We start from the raw sequence: 24,954 nt of genomic DNA, 5'->3' as shown, positions 1-24,954 counted from the left end.
ACAGGCTTATCAGAGAATGTCATGTCAACAGCGACACACGCTACTTCCACATCGCAAGAATCCAAAGTCAAGACGGTCTTCCGCGTAGTCAGCGGCAACTTCCTTGAGATGTACGACTTCATGGTTTATGGCTATTACGCTTCGGCGATCGCCAAGACCTACTTTCCAAGCGGCAACGAATTCGCGTCGTTAATGCTGTCGCTGTCGGTGTTCGGCGCGGGCTTCCTGATGCGGCCGCTCGGCGCGATCGTCCTCGGCGCTTACATCGATCATCACGGCCGGCGCAAAGGTCTGATCCTCACGCTGGGCTTGATGGCGCTCGGCACGCTCACGGTCGCATCGATTCCGGGTTACGCGACGATCGGCTTGCTGGCGCCGGTGCTCGTTCTGGGCGGCCGGCTATTGCAGGGTTTTTCCGCCGGGGTCGAACTGGGCGGCGTGTCGGTGTATCTGTCCGAGATCGCCACCAAAGGCAACAAGGGCTTCTACTGCGCATGGCAGTCGGGCAGCCAGCAGGTTGCCGTGGTGTTCGCCGCGCTGATCGGCGTGTTCCTCAACAAGATGTTGCCGGCCGACCAGATGAGCGCCTGGGGCTGGCGCGTGCCGTTCCTGATCGGCTGCCTGATCGTGCCGTTCCTGTTCCTGATCCGCCGTTCGTTGCAGGAAACCGAGGAGTTCAAGGCGCGCAAGCACCATCCGAAGATGGGCGAGATCATGAAGACGATGGCCGCGAACTGGGGCATCGTGCTCGGCGGCATGGGCATGGTGATCATGACCACGGTGTCGTTCTACATGATCACGGCGTACACGCCGACCTTCGGCAAGGAAGTGCTGAAGCTGTCGTCGATCGATACCCTGGTCGTCACGGTCTGTATCGGTCTGTCGAATCTGATCTGGCTGCCGCTCGCGGGGGCGTTGTCCGACCGTATCGGCCGGCGTCCGGTGTTGCTGACGTTCACGATCCTCACCATCATCACCGCGTATCCGGCGCTGCAGTGGCTGGTGGCGGACCCGTCGTTCGCGCGCTTGCTGGAGGTCGAACTGTGGCTGTCGTTCCTGTACGGCAGCTATAACGGCGGGATGGTCGTGGCGCTGACCGAAGTCATGCCGGTCGAAGTGCGGACCGCCGGTTTCTCGCTCGCCTACAGCCTCGCCACGACGATCGGCGGCTTCACGCCGGCAATCTCGACGTTGCTGATTCACTCCACCGGCAACAAGGCGGCACCGGGTCTGTTCCTGGGTGTGGCGGCGATTTGCGGGTTGATCGCGACGTTGGTGCTGTATCGCACGCCGGAATCGCGCAATCAATATCGGACGGCCTGAGCTTCACCGTTCCTGATTCATTCGGGCAAGAGAAAACCCCGCGTTCTCACGAACGCGGGGTTTTTGTTTTGTGCCCGGCGATGACGGCTGACTTCGCCGGGCGGCGTGCGCGCTAGCCCTTGCGCAACTCGTTCGCCACGGCCTCGACGACATCACCCCACGCGCCGGGTTGCGGCTGGCGCACCAGCGTTGCGCCCGGATACCAGGGGCTGCGTGTTTCGCCGACAAACCAGCGCCAATCCGCCGCGAACGGCAGCATCAACCACAGTGACTTGCGCAGCGCGCCGGCAACGTGCGCGATCGACGTATCGATCGACACCACCGCGTCGAGCCGTTCGATGATCGCCGCCGTGTCCGCGAAGTCGCCGATCCGCTTGTCGAAGCGGTGAATCGACGCTGCGCGCGGATGCGCGTCGAGCGCCACGCGTTCGTCTGCGCTCAACTCGGGCTGCAGCACGATCCAGTCGATGCCGTCGAGTGCGAACAGCGGATCGAGCGCGGCGAGCGGCATCGAACGCGTTTCGTTTTGCTGGATGCGTCCCGACCACGCGATGCCGATCTTGCGCTTCGCCTGGCCGCCAAGCGAGCCGCGCCATTTGCGGCCGTAGGCGGGCGGCACGCTGAGATAGGGCGTGCGGTCCGGAATGGTGTCGAAGCTCGTGCCGAGCGCGAGCGGCAGACTTAGCAGCGGACATTGCAGATCGGCGGCGGGACGCGGCGTGCCTTGGGCGATCAGCGTCACGCGCCAGGCTTGCGCGGCCGGAGCCAGCAAGGGCAGCAGTTGCGGCTGCACTTCGAGCACCACGCGCGCCGCGCGCTGCGCGACCAGCGGGACGAAGCGCACGAATTGCAGCGTGTCGCCGAAACCCTGCTCGGCGTGAACCAGCAGCGTACGTTCGGCGATCGGCTCGCCGTGCCAGCGCGGCAGCGTCTGGATCAGCGGCTGCGCCATGGTTTGCAGGCGCCACTCGTACTCCGGCAGCCCGCGTGCGAAATCGCGCAGCGCGAGCCACGCGAGCGCGCGGTTCATATGCGCGGAGGCGAGATCGGGCCGCAGACGCAGCGCCTGATCCAGCGCGCGCACGGCGGGGCCATGCGCGCCCAGCGCCTGGTGCGCGGTGCCCAGACTCAGCCACGCGAGCGCGAATTGCGGATCGAGACCGACGGCGCGTTCGAGATACGGGAGCGCCTCGGCGTGGCGTCCCAATGCCGCCAGCGCATTCCCCATGCCGAAGATCGCCGGCGGCAGGTTCGGCTGCAAGCTCAGCGCCGCCTTGAACGACGCGACCGCCTCAGCATGGCGGCCGGTGGCGTCGAAGGTGTTGGCGAGATTGAAGTGCGCGGCGACGAAGCGCGGCTCGGCCGCCAGCGCCGTCTCGAAACACGGGATCGCTTCTTCCGCGCGACCGAGCGCGTTCAGCGACATGCCCATGTTATTGAGCGCGCCGGCGTGACCGGGACGCAGTTCGAGCGTGCGCCGGAACGCGGCGATGGCTTCCGTGTGGCGTCCGAGCGCGTGCAGCGCATTGCCGAGATTGTTGTGCGACGAAGCGTCGTTCGGTTGCAGCCGCAACGACCTCTCGAACGCGTCGGCGGCGTCTTCATGACGGCCCGCCGCGGCGTACGCGTTGCCGAGGTTGTAGTGCGCCATCGGGAACGACGGCGCGAGCGTCAGCGCATTGCGGAACTGTTCGATGGCGTCGTCGATCTGGCCCAGCGCTTTCAGCGCGTTGCCCAGGTTCAACTGCAGCGCGGCGTCTTCCGGACGCAGGTTCACCGCGCGCCGCACGAGCTCGGCGGCTTCGGCGTGCTGGCCCTGCTGGTGGCGCAGAACGCCCAGCAGGTGCAACGCATCGACGTGCGCGGGATTGCCGTCGAGCGTCGCGCGGTAGCCCCGTTCGGCGTCGTCGAGGCGGCCGTCACGATGCGCCGCGAAAGCGCGGTCAAATACAGGTTGCATGACGGGGGATGGCATTCGGGTGAGGCAGAGGCCGCATTTTCCCACACTCGCCGGACCGCGCTCCGAATTGACCGATTGTCTCGATATCTATAACATATGAATACATGTTCATATGTTCTTCCGCAGCGCCGCCTGCCATGGCTTCTTCCCTTGCTTCCAACTCGTCGTCTGCGAGCGTTGACGATCGCTCGGTGGACACGATCGTGCCGCTTGCCGATCTGTTTCGCCTTCTCGGCGACCCCACGCGCTTGCGCATCGTACTGGCGTGCCTCGACGAGCGGCGCGCGGTCGGGGCGATTGCCGAGGCGCTGGGGTTGTCGTCGTCGCTCGTGAGCCATCATTTGCGGCTGCTTCGCGCGGCGCGGATCGTGCGCGCGGAACGACAGGGCAAGCAGGTCTTCTATCTCGCCGCCGACCGTCATATCAGCGCGATGCTGGCCGGTATGCTCGAACACGTGGCCGAACCGGCCGGCGATGATTCACTGGAACCGTCATGAAGAAACCGGAAACTCCGAACACTGTTGCTGCAGACCGTTACGATCGCACCTCGGGCCGCGCCGACCAAGCCGGTCAAGCGGACGGCGCCCACAGCCACAGTCACAGCCAAAGCCACAGTGAAAGCAGCCACAACCACAGTGGCCACGATCACAGTCATAGCGGTCACAGTCACGCCCACGGCCACGCCGGCCATCACCACGCCCATGCTCCCGTCGCAGGCCACGGCCGCGCGTTCGCGCTCGCGGTCGTGTTGAACATCGCCATCGTGATCGCGCAAGCCGTCTACGGTGTGCTTGCTCATTCCACCGCGCTGCTCGCCGACGCCGGCCACAATCTCTCCGATGTGCTCGGGCTGCTGCTCGCCTGGGGCGCGTCATGGCTCGCCACCCGTCGCCCGTCGGCGCGCTACACGTTCGGTTACGGCAGCTCGTCGATTCTCGCTTCGCTCATCAATGCCGGGCTGCTCTTGTTCGCATGCGGCGTGATCGTCGCCGAAGCAATCGGGCGGCTGATGAATCCTGCGCCGGTGGCGGGGCTCGCGGTGTTCGTCGTCGCGACGGTCGGCGTGGTGGTCAACGGGATTTCCGCGTGGCTCTTCATGCGCGGGCAGAAGGAAGACTTGAACATTCGCGGCGCCTTCCTGCACATGGCGGCGGATGCCGGCATCTCGGCGGCGGTCGCGGTGAGCGGCCTCGTGATTCTCTACACCAACTGGACGTGGCTCGACCCGGTCATGAGCCTGCTCGTGGTGGCGGTCGTGGTGGTCGGCACGTGGGGCCTATTACGCGATTCGGTGCGCCTCGCGCTCGACGCCGTGCCGCCCGGCGTCGATCTGCAAAGTATCCGCGATTATCTGGCGGGACAGCCCGGCGTCGTCGATGTGCACGATCTGCATGTGTGGGCGCTCTCGACCACCGGCAATGCGCTGAGCGCGCATCTGGTGATGCCGGACGGCCACCCCGGCGACGAGTCGCTCGACGTGATCGTCGTCACGCTGCGCGAACGTTTCTCGATGCATCACGCCACGCTGCAAGTCGACCTCGGCACCACGGACCATCGGTGCGCAATGGATCATGCGCCGCACGCGCATTGAGGCAAACGTGTGTGCGCAGTAAGCCCAGGCCAATCGCATGATTGATGCAGCGCACCGTCGGCGGCTTGCCAGCGACGCTTCAGGGCGACTTCCTCCGGGCGTACACTAGAACGCATTGTTGTTTCCGGAGTTCCGCATGGACGCTGCCGCAAACGATGCGTCGCCGGTGCTGATCGTCGGCGCCGGCCCCACCGGGCTCGCCGCGGCGATGAGTCTTGCGCGTGCCCACATCCCCGTGCGCCTGATCGACAAAGCCATGCAGCCGAACCCGTATTCGCGGGCCATCGGCATCCAGGCGCGCACGCTCGAGTTGCTCGAGCAGCATCGGCTGGTCGAACCGTTTCTCGAACTCGGCCATCGCGCGCGCATCGCCAATCTGTTTTCGAACGGCATGCGTCTCGCCCAACTCGATTTCGATCCGCTCCACACGCGCTATCCCTATCTGCTGTTTCTCGATCAGTCCGTGACCGAGCGCTTGCTGACGGAGCATCTCGCAACGTTCGGCGTGACGGTCGAGCGCGGTGTCGAGCTGACCATGTTCGCGCAAGGCTCCGCCAGCATCCAAGCGACGCTGCGCCGCGCGGACGGTCACACGGAGACGATGCGTCCTTCGTACATGATCGCCGCCGATGGCGCGCATAGTGCGATCCGTCATCGCCTGGGTCTGGGCTTTGAAGGCAAGACCTTCGAGCAGACTTTCCTGCTTGCCGATCTGCACGCCGAAACCGATTGGCCCGAAGACGAGTTTCATATCTTCGCGTCTGGCGAAGGACTGGTGGCGCTATTTCCAATGGGCCACGGCCGGCATCGCCTGATCGCGGATCATGCGCTCGAGCCTGCCGCCGTCGCGCCGCCCGCGACGCCCGCGGTGCTGGGTGAACCGCCGTTGAACAAAGTGCCGGCGCCGTCGCTCGAGGAATGCAAGGCGTTGATCGCCCGGCGCGTGCGCGAGCGGGTCGACGTGTCGGACCTGGCGTGGTCCTCGTATTTTCATCTGAACAGCCGCATGGTGGACCGGCTGCGCGTCGGCCGCATCTTCCTCGCTGGCGACGCCGCTCATGTGCACAGCCCGGCCGGCGCGCAAGGCATGAACACCGGCATTCAGGAAGCGTTCAATCTCGGCTGGAAGCTGGCGCGTGTGCTGAAGAGCGCGGCGCCCGACCGGCTGCTCGACACCTATCACACCGAACGTCATCCGATCGAACGTGACGTGCTGCGGCAGACCGGTTTCATCACGCATATGGCCGAGGCCGATCACGGACCGCTGAAGCTGCTGCGCGAACGCGTGATGCCGGTGCTCGCCGCGCTGGGTCCGCTGCGCGACGCGGCGCGCGCTACCATCAGCGAGTTATCGATCCAGTACCGGCGCAGTCCGCTGACGCTCGAACGTGTGCTCGACGGCGGGCCGCGTGCCGGCGAGCGCGCGCCCGATGCGCTGGTGCATGTGGTGGACGGACCGCTGGGCCGCGCGCCCGGCGTCGGCTGCGTTTTCGATCTGCACGACCCGGCGTTCTTCTCGCTGTTCCTGCTGGTGCCGCCGTTGCCCGTCGACGAAACGCCGCTCGATCCCGCCGCGAAGCATGAACCGCCGCCGGACGCGGAAATGGAGCGCGTGGCGGCGGAAGTCGAGCGATTGCTGCCGGGCGCGGTGCGCATCTGGCGCATCACGGATACCAACGGCGACGGCGGTCCGGCGCTCTCCGAATCGTATGGGCGCACGCGGCCGTCGTTCTATCTGGTGCGGCCGGACGGTTACATCAGCGCGCGCGGGCGGACCGGTTCCGATCTGCACGGCCTGTTACGGCATTGCGAAGCGTGGTTCACGGTGAATGGTGAGATACCGGAGCAGGCGGCTTTGTGACGCGGGCGGCTTGCCGACCTTAAGCGGCAAGCGCAGCGATGCCCGCTGACTGGTTCACGGAGAACAGAGAGATAGCGGAGCAAGCGGCCTTATTACGGCCGCGTTCCGAGCCAGGCTGTCAGTGGTGCGAGGTCAGCGGCGCGTCGCGGTTGCGGCCCGGTATGACCTCATTGATGCGACCTGGCTTGCGCGTGCGAGCAAGCGGCCTGGCTGCACAGCCGCCGCCGCCGCACCCGGCTACACCGTTGTCGGCGCCGCCGGCGTCAATTGCTCGCGATGTTTGACCAGCGCTTCCTCGACGATAGCCGACATCTCGATGCCGCTCGCATCCGGCTCATCGAGCGAAGCGAGCAGCGCGCGCCGCATGCGCGGCTCCCAGAAGCGGCGGATATGGTCGGCGATGCCGGCGAGCGCTTCCTCGCGGTCTGGCATCGAATCGAAAAAATCGCCGATCCGGTTAGCCATGTCGATCAGGTTCTGATTGTCCATGCCCGGCCTCACTTGCCCGATGTCGCGTTGGCCAGCTCGCGCTGCTTCAGCAGATCGAGCTGTTCGGTGTTGAAACGTGAATAGTCCTTCTGCCATTGCGACGGCTGTTCGACCGGCATGACCTGCACCGCGGTCACCTTGTACTCCGGACAGTTGGTCGCCCAGTCCGAGCTATCGGTGGTGATCACGTTCGCGCCCGACTCGGGGAAGTGGAACGTCGTGTAGACCACGCCAGGCTGCATGCGTTCGGTCACCTTCGCGCGCAACACGGTCTGTCCCGCGCGCGATTCGATGCCGACCCAATCGTCCGTCTTGATGCCGCGTTCTTCGGCGTCGTGCGGATGGATTTCCAGCCGATCCTCGTCGTGCCAGCGCGAGTTCTCGGTACGGCGTGTCTGCGCACCGACGTTGTACTGCGACAGGATACGGCCCGTGGTGAGCAGCATCGGAAATTTGCGCGTGACTTTCTCGGGCGTCGCGATGAACTTCGTAATCACGAACTTGCCCTTGCCGCGCACGAAGCTGTCGATGTGCATGGTCGGCGTGCCGTCCGGCGCATTCTCGTTGCAAGGCCACTGAATGCTGCCCATCTCGTCGAGCTTCCTGTACGAGACACCGTGGAAGGTCGGCGTGAGACGCGCGATCTCGTCCATGATCTGCGACGGGTGCGTGTAGTCCATTTCATAGCCGAGCGCGCGCGAGAGCATCACCGTGACTTCCCAGTCGGCGTAGCCCGGCACCGGCGGCATGACCTTGCGCACGCGCGAGATGCGGCGCTCCGCGTTGGTGAACGTGCCGTCCTTTTCGAGGAACGATGAACCCGGCAGCAGCACGTGCGCGTACTTGGCGGTCTCGTTCAGGAAAATGTCCTGCACGACGATGCATTCCATCGACGCCAACGCAGCCGACACGTGATGAGTATTCGGATCCGACTGCACGATGTCTTCGCCTTGGCAGTACAGACCCTTGAAGGTGCCGTGCACGGCGGCGTCGAACATGTTCGGAATGCGCAGGCCCGGTTCCGGTTGCAGCGTGACCTTCCAGGCGTCTTCGAACAGTGTGCGCGTGACCGTGTCGCTGATGTGGCGGTAGCCCGGCAGTTCGTGCGGGAACGAGCCCATGTCGCACGAACCCTGCACATTGTTCTGGCCGCGCAGCGGATTGACGCCCACACCTTCGCGGCCGATGTTGCCCGTCGCCATTGCGAGGTTGGCGATGCCCATCACCATGGTCGAGCCTTGCGCGTGTTCGGTGACGCCGAGGCCGTAGTAGATCGCGGCGTTGCCGCCGGTCGCATAGATGCGCGCGGCTTCGCGCACGGATTGAGCCGGTACGCCGGTCAGCGCTTCGGTCGCTTCCGGCGCGTTCTCAGGCAGCGCGACGAAATCGCGCCATTGCTCGAACGCGCGGGTTTCGCAGCGCTCCGCTACGAACGCTTCGTTGACCAGACCTTCCATGACGATCACATGCGCCAGCGCATTCACTACAGCCACGTTGGTGCCCGGCCGCAATTGCAGATGATGCGACGCCTTCACGTGCGGCGTATCGACGATATCGATGCGGCGCGGATCCACGACGATCAGCTTCGCGCCTTCACGCACACGACGCTTCAGACGCGAGCCGAACACCGGATGGCCGTCGGTCGGATTTGCGCCGATCACCATGATCACGTCGGCTTTATCGACGGATGCAAAAGTCTGCGTGCCCGCCGATTCGCCCAACGTGGTCTTCAATCCATAGCCGGTCGGCGAGTGGCAAACGCGCGCGCAGGTGTCGACGTTGTTGTTGCCGAACGCGGCGCGCACGAGCTTTTGCACCAGATACGTTTCTTCGTTCGTGCAACGCGACGACGTGATGCCGCCGATCGAATCGCGCCCGTGCTTGGCCTGAATGCGGCGGAATTCCGACGCGGCATACGTGAGCGCTTCTTCCCAACTGACTTCGCGCCACGGATCGGTGATCTTCGCGCGGATCATCGGCTTGGTGATGCGATCCTTGTGCGTTGCATAGCCCCAGGCAAAGCGGCCCTTCACGCAAGCGTGGCCTTCGTTGGCCTGGCCGTTCTTGTGCGGCACCATCCGCACGACCTCGTTGCCCTTCATCTCCGCCTTGAACGAGCAGCCGACGCCGCAATACGCGCACGTCGTCACCACTGAATGCTCGGCCTGGCCGAGCATGATGACGGTCTTTTCCTGCAAGGTCGCGGTCGGGCAGGCGGCCACGCAGGCGCCGCACGATACGCATTCCGACTCCATGAACGGCACGTTTTCGCTGGCCGCCACGCGTGATTCGAAACCGCGCCCGGCGATGGTCAACGCAAACGTGCCTTGCGTTTCCTCGCACGCGCGCACGCAGCGATTGCAGACGATGCATTTGGACGCGTCGTAAGTGAAGTACGGATTCGACTCGTCTTTCTTGTCCTTCAGGTGATTCGCGCCGTCGAAACCGTAACGCACTTCGCGCAAGCCCGTCACGCCCGCCATGTCCTGCAGTTCGCAGTCGCCGTTGGCGGGGCAGGTGAGGCAGTCGAGCGGGTGATCGGAGATGTACAACTCCATCACGTTGCGGCGCAGCGACTGCAGACGATCGGTCTGCGTGCGGACCTTCATGCCGGCTTCGACCGGCGTCGTGCACGAAGCGGGATAACCGCGCTTGCCTTCGATTTCCACGAGACACAAACGGCACGAGCCGAACGGTTCCAGCGAATCGGTCGCGCAGAGCTTCGGCACGTTGACGCCCGCTTCGACGGCGGCGCGCATTACCGAGGTGCCGGCGGGAACCGTGACGCACTGGCCGTCGATTTCCAGCGTGACGTCGATGTCGGCGTGGCGCTCGGGCGTGCCGAAATCGGTGTCGTCGAAGAAAGAGCGGGGCGCGCGCTGCTGCTGGGCTTGCGATTTACACGCGCAGTTGCCGGAGCCGCAGCCGCCAGTGGGAGAGTTGAGCACGTCGGACATGGTGGGCTCCTGGGTCAGGCCGCTTTCGGCGCGTGATGAGATACGTCGGCGAGACCGAAGTCTTCGGGGAAATGATCGAGCGCGGACAACACCGGGAACGGCGTCATGCCGCCCATCGCGCAAAGCGAACCGGACACCATCGTGTCGCACAGATCGCGCAGCAATTGCACTTGTCGTGTAGACGTGTCGCCGTTGCGAATCCGGCCGATCACTTCGACGCCGCGCGTCGAGCCGATCCGGCACGGCGTGCATTTGCCGCACGATTCGAGCGCGCAAAAGTGCATGGCGTACTGCGCGAGTTCGGCGAGATTCGAGGTGTCGTCATGTACGACCAGGCCGCCATGGCCCACCACCGCGCCGACCGCCGCGTAAGCCTCGTAGTCCATCGGTATGTCCCATTGGCTTTCCGGCAGATACGTGCCGAGCGGGCCGCCCACTTGCACCGCACGCGCCGGCCTTCCGCTCGCCGTGCCGCCGCCGTAGTCGTACAGCAATTCGCGCAGCGTCACGCCGAACGCGAGTTCGACGAGGCCGCCTTGCTTCACATTGCCCGCGAGCTGGAACGGCAGCGTGCCGCGCGAGCGGCCCATGCCGAAGTCTTTGTAGAACGCCGCGCCGCGCGCGAAGATGATCGGCACCGTGGCGAGCGTGATCACGTTGTTGATCACGGTCGGTTGGCCGAACAGGCCGACGAGCGCCGGCACCGGCGGCTTGGCGCGCACAATGCCGCGCTTGCCTTCGAGCGATTCGAGCAGCGCCGTTTCCTCGCCGCACACATAGGCGCCGGCGCCTTTCGCGACGAACAGTTCGAAGCGATGCGCCGTTGAGCCGAGCACGCTGTCGCCGAGCCAGCCGGCGGCGCGTGCTTTCGCGATTGCCGCTTCGAGCGTGGCGATCGAATGCGGATACTCGCTGCGCACGTAGATATGGCCGACCGTCGCGCCCGTCACGATGCCCGCGATGATCATCCCTTCGATCAGCACGTACGGATCGCTTTCCATCACGAGGCGATCGGAGAAGGTGCCGGAATCGCCTTCGTCCGCGTTGCAGACGATGTACTTTTGCGCCGCTTTGGCGCCACGCACCGTGCGCCATTTGATGCCGGCGGGGAAGGCTGCGCCGCCGCGGCCGCGCAGGCCGGATTCGATCAACGCTTCGCAGGCGGCGTCGCCATCGGTTCGCAGAGCCTGGCGCAAGCCTTCGAGCCCGCCGTGAGCGACGTAGTCGTCAATTGAAAGCGGGTCAGTGATGCCGATGCGCGCGAAGGTCAGGCGCTGCTGCTTCTTCAGATACGGAATGTCATCGACCACGCCGACGCGGTTTGCGTGTGCGCCCCCTTCGAGGAAGCCGGCGTCGAACAGAGCGGCGACGTCGCCGGCTTCGGCATTCGCGTAGCCGATGCGGCCTTCAGGCGTCTGAACTTCGACGAGCGGTTCGAGCCACAGCAGGCCGCGTGAACCGTTGCGAACCAGTTCGATGGCGACGCCGCGGCGTGCCGCTTCGGCTTCGATTGCATGCGCGAGCGCGTCAGCGCCGAGGGCCAATGCCGACGAATCGCGGGGAACGTAGATGCGCGTCATGCCGTCACCTCCACGCACTTGCTGGCGGCCGCGAAGATCGCGTCGAACTTTTGCGGCGTGACCTTGGCGTGCAGCGTGCCGTTGAGCATCAGCGCCGGCGACAGCGCGCATTGGCCGAGGCAATACACCGATTCCAGTTCCACCGTCGCGCCATGCTGATGTTCGCCGTCGAAGCGGCAACCGGTGTGCGCCTCGATATGTTGCGCGAGCGCTTCGGTGCCCATGCTGCGGCAGGCTTCCGCGCGGCACAGTTGCACCGTGACGGCTGCGGCCGGCTGCGTGCGGAAGTGGTGGTAGTAGGTGATGACGCCGTGCACTTCCGCGCGCGACAGGTTCATGGCGCGCGCTAGCGGCGCGACCGCGGCGGGTGGCACGTAACCGACTTCGTCCTGAATCGCATGCAAGACCGCTAGCAGCGACACGCCCGGCTGCGCGTGACGCTCAACGAGTTGATCCGGCGCGACGGCGATGGAATCGTCCAAGTGGGGGCTCCTCCAAAGTCATATATGCACTTGTTATTCATAATGCGTGCACTTATGCTTCGTTTATTCGATATGGGATAGCCGAACAATAGGCGGGCATTTCGGCCGATGCAATAGGAAAGAGTTCAACATATATGATCAGAATCGAGTGTCAGGCACAACTGGTGGTGAAGGGTCCGGACGGCCGAGAGGCAAGCCTGTCGGACGTGGTGCCATTGCTCGCGCTGGTGAATGAATCAGGCAGCATCGCGCAGGCCGCGACGCTTAAGGGTTTGTCCTACCGTCATGCGTGGGGTTTACTGCGCAGCATCGAAGAGCGTCTGGGCGGTCCGCTGATCGCGAAAGAGCGTGGCCGCGGCTCGGTGCTGTCCGAACTCGGGCAAGCGGTCTTGCGTGCGCAGCGTCTGTGCGGCGAACGGCTCGACGGCAATATGCAGGCGCTCGCCAGCGAAGTGGCGAGCGATCTGAACCGCTGGCTCGCGCCGCCCGCCGACGACGTGCGCATTTTCGCGTCGCACGGTTACGCCGTGGCCGCGCTTGTGACGGCGCTGGTCGCCGACGAGCTGCCGGTCGACATCAAGTATCGCGACAGCGCGGACGCCGTCAGCGCGCTTGCGCGCGGCGAATGCGATCTGGCCGGCTTCCATTTGCCGCTCGGCGAGTTTCGTGCGGCATGCGCCGATGCGTATCGGCGCTGGCTCGATCCGCAGCGTCACGTGCTCGTGCATCTCACGCGGCGCAAGCAAGGGCTCTTTCTTGGTAAAGGCAACCCGAAGAGAATCGCCGGCCTGAGCGATCTCGCGCGCGACGATATCCGCTTCGTGAATCGACAACCCGGCTCCGGCACACGCATGTTGCTCGATCTCGCGCTACGGAAAGTCGGAGTCGATCCGGATCGGGTCAATGGTTATGCGTCGGCCGAACTGACGCATTCGGCGATTGCGGCGTTCGTCGCGAGCGGCATGGCGGATGTGGGTTTCGGCGTGGAGCCCGCGGCGCATCACTTCGGTCTCGACTTCATTCCGATTGTCGACGAAGACTATTATTTTGCGTGCGACCGCGCGCGCCTCGAACGTACGCCGCTTGCGACAGTGCTCGGATTGCTGCGCGGCAGCGCGTTTCGCCATAGCGTGGATCAGCTCGAAGGCTATGACCCGCAAGATTGCGGCAAGGTGGTGGATCTTGAAGAGGGCCTGGGTGAAGCGGTGGCGTAAGCGGCCGTAAACATCAGCCTATGTTTGGCGCTGCGTATGGCGTCCGTTTGGGATACTCTCTAAGCTTCCGCTTCCGCCTAAACTGCGCGCTATGTCGCGCCGATCAATATGAAAGTCATTCTTCACGTATGTGCTGCCGTTGCGACGGCTGGTGCGCTCCTCGCCACCTCGCCAGTTGCTTTCGCACAGAATTCGCCGGGTGTCCCGGGCGGCATTCTGCAAGATCAGTTCCGTCTCGCCGAACATCCGCAAATGCCGTTTGCGGCGTCGTCTCCTTCGGACAAATACCAGAGCAACAAAAAATCGGCCATGCGCAAGCGCGGCGATTTGGGCGATCCGAATGGTTGCAATCTGCAGTGTCCTAAAGACGAATAAGCGCAGGCAGGTGTCCGTCGTGAGTGCGACGCCGGCGTTCTGCCGGCGTCTTCCGTTTGACTCTCGGCTTTAGTCTGGCGTGGTGTTGCCGGCTCGCGGCGCGCGCTTAAGGTTTCGCCGTGTGCCACATGTCTTTGAAGCCTTCTCCCTTCATGTCTCCCGCCTGCTTGTCCGCTGCATAGCGGTAGAGCGGATGGCCTTTGTACGCCCATTGCGGCTTGCCGTCTGCGCCGGTGATCACGGTCCAGTCGCCGGAGGGTTTGTCCGACGCGCTAGCCGTGGCCGCGGGCCAGTAGTTCATGCAGCCGCCCGTGCAGGCGCTCACGCCGGGTGTGGTGTCCTTGTCGAAGGTATAGAGCGTCATGCCGTCCGCATTGACGAAGCGTCCGTCGACGATCTTTGGTGCTTCGGCGAAAGCGCTTTGTTGCAGAGCGAGAAGGGCGAGGCAGAAAAGAGTTTTGCGCATGATGTCGGCTCCTGATTTTGGTGTTGGTCTCACGCGAGGCACGGCGTGCGCGCGTGAGGATCAAACGACTGAGCGGATGCGTTTATTCCAATCGCTTCTTCATCCGAGGATCGCGAGAGGGTCGGTCACGCGACGGCGCGCGGATGAGATAAGAAAAGGATAGTGCGGGAAAGCGCGCAGCGGGAAGGGCGCGAGGGATAAGAAAAAACCCGCAAGCAGCAGGCCGCTTACGGGTTTTCGATGAGACTTGATGGTGCAGCGTGAAACATGTTCTGGTGGAGGCGGCGGGAATCGAACCCGCGTCCAGAAGCACTCTACGACTAGTTCTACATGTGTAGTTCTGTCTTTTGATTTAACCATAGTGACGCGGACGAACACGCTGCACTACGGCGATTCACTAGATTTTCGACCCGGATGTCGTGACACCACCCAGGCTTAACTGACGTATATGACCTCTGTCGGTATTGCTACCGGTCTTGCGACTCTAGCCCGTCAGTGAACTAGGCAGAGGACGGCGGCCCTTAGGCTGCCAGTGCGAACGTTTCGTCGTTTGCAGTTACGTTTTTCCCGCTGATTTACGAGGTGACGGGGCCTCGACATGCCCTAGCCGCTTCGCAACCCCTGTCGAAACCAGGTCGCCCCCGCGGTTCGTTGCTCAAATTTCTGAGCCAGACGGAGATTTTACAATAGTTTGACGGCTACGTCCTGACTCATTGGCGCAACCGGCGCGGCCCTGGTTTTCGCCTTTGCGCCGGTCGACGTCGCGGCTCAGCCGATGTCGCGCAGCAACTTCTGCAATTCCGCCGGCGACTGGACGACGTGTTGCGCATGCCATTGCGTCGGCGGGATGTCGTTGCCGCAGTAGCCGTACGCCGCCGCGACCGTCTTCATGCCGGCGGCGAAACCGGCCTGCACGTCGCGCAGATCGTCGCCCACGTAGACGATGCGCTCCGGCGCCACGTCCAGTTCGCGCGCCGCATGCAGTAACGGCGCCGGGTGCGGTTTCGAATGTGGCGTGGTGTCGCCGCTCACGACACAGCCCGCGCGCTCTTCGAGGCCGAGCTGTGCGATCAGCGGCTCGGTCAGCCGCGCCACCTTGTTCGTGACGATGCCCCAGCGCACACCGCGCGCGTCGAGTTCGTCGAGCATCTCGGGAATGCCTTGAAACAGTGTGGTCTCGATGCACAGATCGGCTTCGTAGTTGGCGAGGAACTCCTCGCGCATCGACGCGAATTCGTGACTATCGGGACCGATCCCGAACGCGCCGCCGATCAGCCCACGCGCGCCCGCGGATGCGAGCGGCCGCAGATCTTCGAGCGGCACCATCTCCAGCCCGCGATCGTGGCGCATCTTGTTGACGGCCGCCGCGAGGTCGGGCGCGGTGTCGGCTAGCGTGCCGTCGAGGTCGAACAGGACGGCGTGGCAAAGACCGAGTGCGTCTTCATTGTCTTCGCGCTGGGGCAGGGGCGTGGGATCGCTCATTGGTTCGATAGGTCCGGCAGGTCGGGGCGGATCAAACGTCGCGGCGGCAGGCGAGCATGTAGTTCACGCTCGTGTCGGCGGACAGCGTGAAATGCTTGCTGAGCGGGTTATACACAATGCCTTTGATATCGGCCGTGCGCAGGCCGGCGCCGCGCACAAAGCTCGCCAGTTCCGATGGGCGAATGAAGCGTGCGTAGTCGTGCGTACCCTTGGGCAGCATGCGCGCGATGTATTCGGCGCCGATCACGGCGAACAGGTACGACTTCACATTGCGGTTCAGGGTGGAAAAGAACACCCAGCCGCCGGGTTTCACCAGCGTCTTGCACGCCTCGACGATGGCGGCAGGCTGAGGCACGTGCTCGAGCATTTCCATGCAGGTCACGACGTCGTATTTGGCGGGTTCGCGAGCGGCGAGCGCCTCGGCGGCGATTTCTTCGTAATCGACGGTTACACCGCTTTCAAGGCTGTGAAGATCGGCCACGCCCAGCGCCTGGGTCGACAGGTCGATGCCTTTCACGTGCGCGCCCAGGCCCGCCATCGACTCGGACAGAATGCCGCCGCCGCAGCCTATATCCAGCACGGTCTTGCCCGCGAGATGCGCGTGTGCGTCGATCCAGCCCAGGCGGATCGGATTGAGTTCATGCAACGGCTTGAATTCGGCATTCGGGTCCCACCAACGATGCGCGAGATCGCTAAATTTCTGCAGTTCGTGGGGATCGGCGTTGGTCATGGCGGAAGCTGCCTCGAAGAGAGCGGTGAGCGGGCGCTCGAGGATAAACCCTGAGTATATAGGTCGAGGGACTGAGCGGCAAAATGCCACCCGCTCGAGGTCCGGGCCCGGTTCGGATGCGGGGCCGAGCACCTCGCCGGACATAAAAAAAGCCCCGCCGAAGCGGGGCTTTGATACTGCGGTATTTTGTAGCTTACTGCTTCGAAGTACCGACAACTTCGACTTCCACGCGACGATCCGGTGCGAGGCAGGCGATAAGTTGCTTGCGGTTCTTCTGGTTGCAACCGGTCGTGACCGGGTTGCGCTTGCCCTTGCCTTCCGTATAGATACGGTTGGATTCGATGCCCTTGCTGACCAGGTATGCCTTCACAGCTTGAGCACGACGCAGCGACAGACGGTCGTTGTACTTGTCCGAACCGATGCGGTCCGTGTAACCCGTTGCGACGACGACTTCGAGGTTCAGCGCGCCGATCTTCGATGCCAGATCGTCCAGCTTTTCCTTGCCGGCCGGCTTCAGGGTGGCCTTGTCGAAGTCGAACAGTGCGTCAGCTTGATACGTAATCTTCTGGCTCGTAATAGCCGGTGCAGGTGCGACCGGAGCCGGCGGAGTCGGAGCTTGAGCAACCAGAGCGCCATCGCACTTTGCGTTGGCCGTTGCCGGCGTCCAGAATGCATCGCGCCAGCACAGCTCGTTCGTGCCGTTCATCCACACGTATTCGCCGGTACCATTCACCCAGTTGTCGTTCGTAGCTTGTCGCGACGCCGGCACCGACTGTGCCATGGCGGATGCAGCCATAACCGCGGTAGCTGCAATGAACGCGAGCTTTGAAAGTTTATTCATATTTCTCCTCTCGAAATTGAGATTACCGCAGGTTTACTGCGAGCCTGTTGACGAAGACAAGTCATACATTGCTCGAAGTATAACATCGGTGTAGAACAAAAAACGTGCTGTGTAGACTTCGAGCCGTGTCTAACTCTTTGTGCGTTGGCATTTTGCCATATCGTTCCCGTCCAACGATAAAAAAATCTGCCCCCGATCGAATCACCCTCCAATTGTGGTGCATGCGCAACAGAAGTAATTCCCTGGAGGCTCCGCCAGTCATGGCTGAGCGGCGAATTGCCCCACGCACGAATCGAGCCTGACGGGTCTCAAAAAAGGAGCGTCGAGGAACGCCTCGTGCGCACCCCTGCTAATAGGTATACGTACGTTCGTCGGGAGCGGATTCGCGGCATGTTAGAATCGCGTGATGCGTTGCGCCTGCAATGCTTACGCGAAGGCGCGGCGAATTGAAGTTAAGCCGTCGTCTTGGCACGTAAAAGATACGGATAATGGATCAATTCGCCAAAGAGACTCTGCCAATCTCCCTAGAGGAGGAAATGCGCCGTTCGTATCTCGATTACGCGATGAGCGTGATCGTGGGGCGTGCGCTTCCCGATGTTCGCGATGGCCTGAAGCCGGTGCACCGGCGCGTGCTGTACGCGATGCACGAACTGAACAACGACTGGAACCGGGCGTACAAGAAGTCGGCGCGTATTGTCGGCGACGTTATCGGTAAATATCACCCGCACGGCGATACGGCTGTTTACGACACTATCGTCCGGATGGCGCAAGACTTCTCGCTGCGCTACATGCTGGTGGACGGTCAGGGCAACTTCGGCTCGGTCGACGGCGACAACGCCGCGGCGATGCGGTACACCGAAATCCGCATGGCGAAGATCGGCCACGAACTGCTGGCCGACATCGACAAGGAAACAGTCGATTTCACGCCGAACTACGACGGCAGCGAAAACGAACCGGCCATCCTGCCGGCGCGCATTCCCAATCTGCTGATCAACGGCTCGTCCGGCATCGCCGTCGGCATGGCGACCAACATCCCGCCGCACAACCTCAACGAGGTTGTCGACGCGTGCCAGCATCTGCTCAAGAACCCGGAAGCCACGATCGACGAACTGATCGAGATCATTCCGGCACCCGACTTCCCGACCGCCGGCATCATCTACGGCGTGGCCGGCGTGCGCGACGGCTATCGCACCGGCCGCGGCCGCGTGGTGATGCGCGCGCTCACGCACTTCGAGGAAATCGACCGCGGTCAGCGCATGTCGATCATCGTCGACGAACTGCCGTACCAGGTGAACAAGCGCTCACTTCTGGAGCGCATCGCCGAGCTGGTCAACGAGAAGAAGCTCGAAGGCATCTCCGACATCCGCGACGAGTCCGACAAGAGCGGCATGCGCGTCGTGATCGAGCTCAAGCGCGGCGAAGTGCCGGAAGTCGTTCTGAACAATCTGTACAAGGCGACCCAGCTTCAGGACACCTTCGGCATGAACATGGTCGCGCTGGTCGACGGCCAGCCGAAGCTGCTGAACCTGAAGGAAATGCTGTCGTGCTTCCTGTCGCATCGCCGGGAAGTGCTGACGCGGCGCACTGTATACGAACTGCGCAAGGCGCGTGAACGCGGCCACGTGCTCGAAGGTCTGGCCGTTGCGCTCGCCAACATCGACGAGTTCATCGCGATCATCAAAGCCGCGCCGACTCCGCCGATCGCCAAGCAGGAATTGATGGCGCGTCCGTGGGATTCGTCGCTGGTGCGCGAAATGTTGTCGCGCGCCGAGACGGAAAACGCGACGGCGGGCGGTCGCGAAGCCTATCGTCCTGACGGATTGAATCCGTCGTTCGGTATGCAGTCTGACGGCCTCTACCGTCTGTCCGACACCCAGGCTCAGGAAATTCTGCAGATGCGTCTGCAGCGCCTCACTGGTCTGGAGCAGGACAAGATCATCGGCGAGTACCGCGAAGTGATGGCGCAAATCGCCGACCTGCTGGACATTCTGGCTCGCCCGGAGCGCATTACGGCGATCATCGTCGACGAACTCACGTCGATCAAAGCCGAATTCGGCGACGCGCGCCGCTCGAAGATCGAGCTGAACGCCACCGAACTGAACACCGAAGACCTGATCACGCCGCAAGAAATGGTCGTGACCATGTCGCACGCCGGCTACGTTAAATCACAGCCGCTGTCCGAATACAGCGCGCAGAAGCGTGGTGGCCGCGGCAAGCAGGCCACGGCCATGAAGGAAGACGACTGGATCGACACGCTGTTCATCGCGAACACGCACGATCACATTCTGTGCTTCTCGAATCGCGGCCGTGTCTACAGCGTGAAGGTTTATGAAGTGCCGCAAGGTTCGCGGAACTCGCGCGGCCGACCGATCATCAATATCTTCCCGCTTCAGGAAGGCGAAAAGATTACGGTTGTTCTGCCGGTGAAGGAATTCTCGGCTGACAAGTTCGTCTTTATGGGCACCGCGTTAGGAACCGTAAAAAAGACGCCGCTTGAAGCCTTTGGCCGCGTGTTGCGCAAGGGTATTATTGCGGTCGGTCTGGATGACGGCGACTACCTGATCGGCGCCGCCATTACCGACGGCCAGCACGACGTGATGCTGTTCTCGGATTCAGGCAAAGCGGTTCGCTTCGACGAAAACGACGTGCGCCCGATGGGCCGCGAAGCGCGCGGCGTGCGGGGCATGCAGCTCGAGGAAGGGCAAAACGTGATCGCGCTGCTGGTGGCCGGCGACGAGCAGCAATCGGTGCTCACCGCAACGGAAAACGGTTTCGGCAAGCGCACGCCGATCACCGAGTACACCCGTCATGGTCGCGGCACGAAGGGCATGATCGCGATTCAGACGTCGGAGCGTAATGGCCGAGTCGTGGCCGCGACGCTGGTGGATCAGGAAGCGCAGATCATGCTGATCACCAATACTGGCGTACTGATCCGTACGCGGGTCTCGGAAATTCGAGAAATGGGACGCGCAACCCAAGGTGTTACACTCATCAGCCTTGACGAAGGGACCAAGCTTTCAGGTCTGCAACAGGTTGCTGAGGCCGAGGCAGAAGGTGATGCGGAAGGCGACGCCGAAGGTCCCGCAGAAGGTGACAACGGTGGCGAAGAGGGCGGTGCGGCCTGATTCGCATCAGCGCCTTACAGTCTCAGTGATTAGTTGAAAGCTGCGCCGGGAATAATGGCGTGTCGGGCTGATACGTGTCCCGCGCGGCTTGCTGCTCAAGTTCATTTCTATTAGGGAGTAATGATGCAAAAACGATTCAAACAACTGATGTTGCTGGCTGCCCTCGTGCCGACCTTTGCCATGGCTCAAGCGCTTCAGAGCTCGGCTCCGGCGGCTCCGGCTACTGCCGCAGCACCGGTTGATCCGGCCAAGCAGGCTGCAATCAAGGACCTGTTGGACGCAATCGACGCGCAGAAGCTCGTCGGCGCGATCGGCAACAGCGCCCAGATGCAAGCCAAGCAGCTGGTTCCGGCTATCCTGTCGGACGCTTTGAGCGAAAACAAGACGATGACGGACAAGCAGAAGCAGGCTTCCGTCCCGACGCTGCAAAAGAATGCAGTGCCGAAGCTGGTTGACGGCGCAGGCCAGGTATTCGCCACGGACAATTTCCGTCAGGACGCCATGCAAGCTCAGTACGACGCTTACGCGAAGTACTACAGCACGTCGGAAATCAAGGATCTGACGGCGTTCTACAAGAGCCCGACTGGCCGCAAGTTCATCCAGGTGCAAGACCAGGTTGGCCGCGACGTCGTGAACGGCTTGATGCAAAAGTACATGCCGCAATCGATCAAGGCAACGCGTGACCAGGCCGACAAGGAAGTCGCTTCGGTCAAGCCGGCCAAGTAAGTCTGGTCAACAGACAAAAGGTCGAAAGGCTGCGCTGACATCGCGCTAGCCGCCGCCCGGCAGGTTCGCCCCGTAGGCTATATGGCGCGCCGGGTTTGGCGGCATTGCGTTGACAATGCGATAATGGCCGTTTGCGCACACGCGCAGACGGCCATTTTCTTTTTCGGCGCGAAATGGTCCGAAATCCGCGTCAGAAAATCGCGCCGGCAAAATTGCGTGGTCAGCGTCATGGCGGTTGTTTTCTCGGCTGCCAACTTCGCCGATCTTTGCGCGCTCTTCTTTTTTTGCGCCTGCTTCCAGGATCTCACGATGCGCGTCTTTAATTTCTCCGCCGGCCCTGCGGCCATGCCCGAAGAAGTGCTGCGTCAAGCCGCCGACGAAATGCTCGATTGGCAAGGCAGCGGCATGAGCGTGATGGAAATGAGCCATCGCGGGAAAGAGTTCATGTCGATCCACGAGGAAGCGCTCGTCGATTTGCGCGACTTGCTCGAAGTGCCGGCAAGCCATCGCATTCTGTTCCTGCAAGGCGGTGGTCTCGGCGAGAACGCAATCGTGCCGATGAATCTGATGGGCGCGAAGCCGCGCGCGGATTTCGTCGTGACGGGCTCCTGGTCGCAGAAGTCGTTCAAGGAAGCGCAGAAGTACGGCACCGCGCATCTGGCGGCGAGCGGTCAGACGGCAGACGGTTTCACGCGCGCACCCGCCCGCTCCGAATGGCAACTGTCGGACGACCCGGCTTACGTGCATCTGTGCACGAACGAGACAATCCACGGCGTCGAGACATTCGAGATTCCCGATCTCGGCGATATTCCGCTCGTGGCCGACGCCTCGTCGCACATCCTGTCGCGTCCCATGGACATCGCCAAATACGGCGTGCTGTTCGGTGGCGCGCAGAAGAACATCGGCATGGCCGGCGTGACGGTGGTGATCGTGCGCGAGGACATGCTGGATCGTGCGCAATCGATCTGCCCGTCGGCGTTCGAATGGAAGACCGTCGCCGAGAACAATTCGATGTACAACACGCCGCCCACTTATGCGATCTACATCGCCGGGCTGGTGTTCAAGTGGTTGAAGAAGCAGGGCGGCCTGGCCGCGATCGAAGCGCGTAATGTCGAGAAGTCGAAACTGCTGTACGACGCGATCGACGCGAGCAGCTTCTATCTGAACAAGGTCGAACGCGGCTCGCGCTCGCGGATGAACGTACCGTTCTTTCTCGCGGACGAGTCGCGCAACGAGGATTTCCTGGCCGGCGCGAAAGCGCGGGGAATGGTGCAGCTGAAGGGCCACAAGTCCGTCGGCGGCATGCGGGCGTCGATTTATAACGCCGTCCCGCTCGAGGGCGTCAAAGCGCTTGTCGAATACATGAAGGAATTCGAACAGCGCAGCGCTTGAGCCACACTGGCTAGCAGGCGCGCGCATCCTTTCCAGCACGCATTTTTGCAGCAGCTACCGGCAGGGCCGTTTTCACGCATGGACGACGAACTCAATACCCGACTCAAACCGCTTCGCGAACGCATCGACGCGCTCGACGCGCAGCTGATCGCGCTTCTCAATCAGCGCGCCGCCGTGGCGCTCGAAGTGGGCGAGGTCAAGAAGCATTTCAACGCGCCGGTGTTCCGCCCCGAGCGCGAGCAGCAGGTGATCGCGCGCCTGCAGGACATGAGCGAGGGGCCGCTCGCCAGCGAGCATATCAGCGCGATCTGGCGCGAGATCATGGCCGCGAGCCGCGCGCTCGAGAAGACGATCAAGGCCGCGTATCTCGGCCCGGTCGGCACTTATAGCGAACAGGCAATGCATGAGTACTTCGGTCAGTCGATCGAAGGCCTGCCATGTCCGTCGATCGACGAAGTGTTCCGCTCGGTCGAAGCCGGCGCCGCGGAATTCGGCGTCGTGCCGGTCGAGAATTCGACCGAAGGCGCCGTGTCGCGCACGCTCGATCTGCTGCTGCAAACGCAACTCACGATCGGCGGCGAACTGGCTTTGCCGATTCACCACAATCTGTTGACGCTGAACGGTGGGCTCACGGGCGTGACGCGCGTGTGCGCGCATGCGCAGGCGCTCGCGCAGTGCCAGCGCTGGCTGTCGACCAACGCGCCGCATCTCGAACGCCAGGCGGTGTCGAGCAACGCGGAAGCGGCGCGCATGGCAGCGGAAGATCCGAGTGTGGCGGCGATCGCCGGCGATCGGGCGGCGACCCATTACGGCCTGCAAGTCGCGTATGCGTTGATTCAGGACGATCCGCACAACCGCACCCGCTTCGTGATGATCGGCAAGCAGCCGGCCGGTCCGAGCGGTTACGACCAGACTTCGCTGATCGTGTCGGTCGTCAACGAACCGGGCGCGATGGTCAAACTGCTGGAACCGCTGGCGCGTCACAGCGTGTCCATGACGCGCTTCGAATCGCGCCCGGCGCGCGTCGGCACGTGGGAGTACTACTTCTACATCGACGTCGAAGGCCATCGCGACGATCCGGCGGTCGCCGCCGCGCTCGCCGAACTCGGCGAGAAGGCCGCGTTCCTGAAGATTCTGGGCTCGTATCCGCGCGCCCGCTAATGATATTCACGCGGCGGCGCGCGGCATCACGCAGCGGCCGTCGCGCATTCAATTACTCATCGTCGTTCGGAGATTTTCATGACAGCGCCTTTCGGTCCTTCCTACGTGCGCGCGATTGCGCCTTACACTGCAGGCAAACCGATTTCGGAAGTGGCCCGCGAGTTCGGTCTGGACGAAGCGACCATCGTGAAACTCGCATCGAACGAAAATCCGCTCGGCATGCCGGAGTCGGCGCAACGCGCCATGGCGCGGGCCGCAAGCGAACTGGGCCGTTACCCGGACGCAAATGCGTTCGAATTGAAGGCTGCGCTGAGCGAGCGTTACGGCGTGCCCGCCGATTGGGTCACGCTTGGTAACGGCAGCAACGACATCCTGGAAATCGCCGCGCACGCGTTCGTGGAAAAGGGTCAGTCGATCGTCTATGCGCAGTACTCGTTCGCGGTTTACGCGTTGGCCACGCAAGGCCTGGGTGCGCGCGCGATCGTCGTGCCGGCCGTCAAATACGGTCACGATCTCGACGCGATGCTCGCCGCCGTTACCGACGACACGCGCCTGATTTTCGTCGCCAATCCGAACAACCCGACCGGCACGTTCATCGAAGGCCCGAAGCTCGAGGCGTTTCTCGACAAGGTGCCGCGCCACGTGGTCGTCGTGCTGGACGAGGCGTACACGGAATATCTGCCGGAAGAGAAGCGCTACGACGCGATCGCGTGGGTGCGCCGCTATCCGAATCTGCTGGTGTCGCGCACGTTTTCGAAGGCTTTCGGTCTCGCGGGTTTGCGCGTGGGTTTCGCGATCGCGCAACCTGAGCTGACCGATTTGCTGAATCGCGTGCGTCAGCCGTTCAACGTGAACACGCTCGCGCAAGCCGCGGCGATCGCCGCGCTGAACGATAAGGCGTTTCTGGAAAAGAGCGCCGCGCTGAACGCGCAGGGCTATCGCCGTCTGACCGAAGCGTTCGACAAGCTCAACCTGGAGTATGTGCCGTCGCACGGCAACTTCGTGCTGGTGCGCGTCGGCAACGACGACGCGGCCGGCAACCGCGTCAACCTCGAATTGCTGAAACAAGGCGTGATCGTGCGTCCGGTCGGCAACTACGGTTTGCCGCAGTGGCTGCGCATCACGATCGGCCTGCCGGAAGAAAACGAAGCATTCATTGCCGCGCTGGAAAAGACGCTCGCCGCCGCGTAAGCGGTAAC

At 63.0% G+C, this 24,954-nt stretch carries 21 protein-coding genes and 1 other RNA gene; 11 read left to right on the top strand and 11 right to left on the bottom strand.

Annotated features, from left to right (window positions below):
• Positions 1–21 precede the first annotated feature (21 nt).
• Positions 22–1,323 carry an MFS transporter gene (locus tag B0G73_RS21375; protein WP_106283283.1) on the top strand — a complete coding sequence of 434 codons (1,302 nt, stop codon included), beginning with the start codon at positions 22–24 and terminating at the stop codon, positions 1,321–1,323.
• A 112-nt stretch (positions 1,324–1,435) separates the two neighbouring features.
• On the opposite strand, the gene B0G73_RS21370 is transcribed toward B0G73_RS21375, so the two are convergent.
• Complete coding sequence (locus tag B0G73_RS21370; RefSeq protein WP_106283282.1) at positions 1,436–3,283, bottom strand: tetratricopeptide repeat protein; 1,848 nt, start codon at positions 3,281–3,283, stop codon at positions 1,436–1,438.
• A 137-nt stretch (positions 3,284–3,420) separates the two neighbouring features.
• Between B0G73_RS21370 and B0G73_RS21365 the strand changes: the two genes are divergently transcribed.
• The 3 genes from B0G73_RS21365 (at position 3,421) to B0G73_RS21355 (ending at position 6,735) form a co-directional block, all read left to right on the top strand.
• Positions 3,421–3,780, top strand: coding sequence for a helix-turn-helix transcriptional regulator (locus B0G73_RS21365; RefSeq protein ID WP_181196614.1), 360 nt, complete (start codon positions 3,421–3,423; stop codon positions 3,778–3,780).
• Positions 3,777–4,874, top strand: a complete 1,098-nt coding sequence (locus B0G73_RS21360; protein ID WP_106283280.1) for a cation diffusion facilitator family transporter — start codon at positions 3,777–3,779, stop codon at positions 4,872–4,874. Before B0G73_RS21365 ends, B0G73_RS21360 begins: the two co-directional genes overlap by 4 nt.
• Before the next feature lie 136 nt (positions 4,875–5,010).
• Positions 5,011–6,735 carry an FAD-dependent monooxygenase gene (locus B0G73_RS21355; protein ID WP_106283279.1) on the top strand — a complete coding sequence of 575 codons (1,725 nt, stop codon included), beginning with the start codon at positions 5,011–5,013 and terminating at the stop codon, positions 6,733–6,735.
• 237 nt (positions 6,736–6,972) lie between these two features.
• Here the strand turns inward: B0G73_RS21355 and B0G73_RS21350 are convergent, their stop codons facing one another.
• The 4 genes from B0G73_RS21350 to B0G73_RS21335 are packed head-to-tail and all read right to left on the bottom strand — an operon-like array spanning position 6,973 to position 12,243.
• Entirely contained in the window at positions 6,973–7,224 is a 252-nt protein-coding gene (locus tag B0G73_RS21350) for a formate dehydrogenase subunit delta (protein ID WP_106283278.1), read from the bottom strand.
• A gap of 8 nt (positions 7,225–7,232) precedes the next feature.
• Positions 7,233–10,181, bottom strand: coding sequence for a formate dehydrogenase subunit alpha (gene fdhF / locus B0G73_RS21345; RefSeq protein WP_106283277.1), 2,949 nt, complete (start codon positions 10,179–10,181; stop codon positions 7,233–7,235).
• A gap of 14 nt (positions 10,182–10,195) precedes the next feature.
• On the bottom strand, positions 10,196–11,761 hold the full coding sequence (locus B0G73_RS21340) for an NADH-quinone oxidoreductase subunit NuoF (RefSeq protein ID WP_106283276.1): 1,566 nt from the start codon (positions 11,759–11,761) through the stop codon (positions 10,196–10,198).
• Positions 11,758–12,243: an NAD(P)H-dependent oxidoreductase subunit E gene (locus tag B0G73_RS21335; RefSeq protein WP_106283275.1), complete on the bottom strand. Its 486-nt coding sequence runs from the start codon at positions 12,241–12,243 to the stop codon at positions 11,758–11,760. The genes B0G73_RS21340 and B0G73_RS21335 overlap by 4 nt, the downstream gene beginning before the upstream one ends.
• A 134-nt stretch (positions 12,244–12,377) precedes the next feature.
• On the opposite strand from B0G73_RS21335, the gene B0G73_RS21330 reads away from it, so the two are divergent.
• A complete protein-coding gene (locus B0G73_RS21330; RefSeq protein WP_106283274.1) occupies positions 12,378–13,457 on the top strand; it encodes a substrate-binding domain-containing protein in 1,080 nt (359 codons plus the stop codon).
• A 108-nt stretch (positions 13,458–13,565) separates the two neighbouring features.
• On the top strand, positions 13,566–13,832 hold the full coding sequence (locus tag B0G73_RS21325; RefSeq protein WP_106283273.1) for a hypothetical protein: 267 nt from the start codon (positions 13,566–13,568) through the stop codon (positions 13,830–13,832).
• Positions 13,833–13,938: 106 nt separating this feature from the next.
• On the opposite strand, the gene B0G73_RS21320 is transcribed toward B0G73_RS21325, so the two are convergent.
• From B0G73_RS21320 to ompA, 5 genes are all read right to left on the bottom strand, one after another.
• Positions 13,939–14,298 (bottom strand): hypothetical protein, encoded by a 360-nt coding sequence (locus tag B0G73_RS21320; protein WP_106283272.1) that lies wholly within the window; start codon positions 14,296–14,298, stop codon positions 13,939–13,941.
• Between the two features lie 273 nt (positions 14,299–14,571).
• Positions 14,572–14,941, bottom strand: a transfer-messenger RNA (tmRNA) gene (gene ssrA / locus B0G73_RS21315).
• 125 nt (positions 14,942–15,066) lie between these two features.
• Positions 15,067–15,780 (bottom strand): phosphoglycolate phosphatase, encoded by a 714-nt coding sequence (gph, locus tag B0G73_RS21310; protein WP_106283271.1) that lies wholly within the window; start codon positions 15,778–15,780, stop codon positions 15,067–15,069.
• 31 nt (positions 15,781–15,811) lie between these two features.
• On the bottom strand, positions 15,812–16,510 hold the full coding sequence (ubiG, locus tag B0G73_RS21305) for a bifunctional 2-polyprenyl-6-hydroxyphenol methylase/3-demethylubiquinol 3-O-methyltransferase UbiG (RefSeq protein WP_106283270.1): 699 nt from the start codon (positions 16,508–16,510) through the stop codon (positions 15,812–15,814).
• Positions 16,511–16,703: 193 nt separating this feature from the next.
• Positions 16,704–17,351, bottom strand: coding sequence for an outer membrane protein OmpA (ompA, locus tag B0G73_RS21300; RefSeq protein WP_106283269.1), 648 nt, complete (start codon positions 17,349–17,351; stop codon positions 16,704–16,706).
• A 488-nt stretch (positions 17,352–17,839) separates the two neighbouring features.
• Here ompA and gyrA point away from each other — a divergent pair, with 488 nt between their 5' ends.
• Entirely contained in the window at positions 17,840–20,476 is a 2,637-nt protein-coding gene (gyrA, locus tag B0G73_RS21295; protein ID WP_106283268.1) for a DNA gyrase subunit A, read from the top strand.
• Between the two features lie 123 nt (positions 20,477–20,599).
• The gene (locus B0G73_RS21290; protein WP_106283267.1) at positions 20,600–21,202 is read left to right on the top strand and encodes a DUF2059 domain-containing protein; all 603 of its coding nucleotides are present in this window, start codon (positions 20,600–20,602) and stop codon (positions 21,200–21,202) included.
• A gap of 45 nt (positions 21,203–21,247) precedes the next feature.
• Here the strand turns inward: B0G73_RS21290 and B0G73_RS41375 are convergent, their stop codons facing one another.
• Positions 21,248–21,658 carry a hypothetical protein gene (locus tag B0G73_RS41375; RefSeq protein ID WP_258193416.1) on the bottom strand — a complete coding sequence of 137 codons (411 nt, stop codon included), beginning with the start codon at positions 21,656–21,658 and terminating at the stop codon, positions 21,248–21,250.
• On the opposite strand from B0G73_RS41375, the gene serC reads away from it, so the two are divergent.
• From serC to hisC, 3 genes are all read left to right on the top strand, one after another.
• Entirely contained in the window at positions 21,548–22,594 is a 1,047-nt protein-coding gene (gene serC / locus B0G73_RS21285; protein ID WP_258193410.1) for a 3-phosphoserine/phosphohydroxythreonine transaminase, read from the top strand. The two genes, B0G73_RS41375 and serC, sit on opposite strands and share 111 nt — an antisense overlap.
• Before the next feature lie 78 nt (positions 22,595–22,672).
• A complete protein-coding gene (gene pheA, locus B0G73_RS21280) occupies positions 22,673–23,755 on the top strand; it encodes a prephenate dehydratase (RefSeq protein WP_106283266.1) in 1,083 nt (360 codons plus the stop codon).
• 78 nt (positions 23,756–23,833) lie between these two features.
• A complete protein-coding gene (hisC, locus tag B0G73_RS21275) occupies positions 23,834–24,946 on the top strand; it encodes a histidinol-phosphate transaminase (RefSeq protein WP_106283265.1) in 1,113 nt (370 codons plus the stop codon).
• Positions 24,947–24,954 lie beyond the last annotated feature (8 nt).

Origin of the sequence: Paraburkholderia sp. BL25I1N1, assembly GCF_003002025.1 — a bacterium.
In the GTDB taxonomy this organism is placed as follows: domain Bacteria; phylum Pseudomonadota; class Gammaproteobacteria; order Burkholderiales; family Burkholderiaceae; genus Paraburkholderia.
Note: the sequence above shows the minus strand (reverse complement) of the source record. Positions and strands in the feature narration are given on the sequence as shown.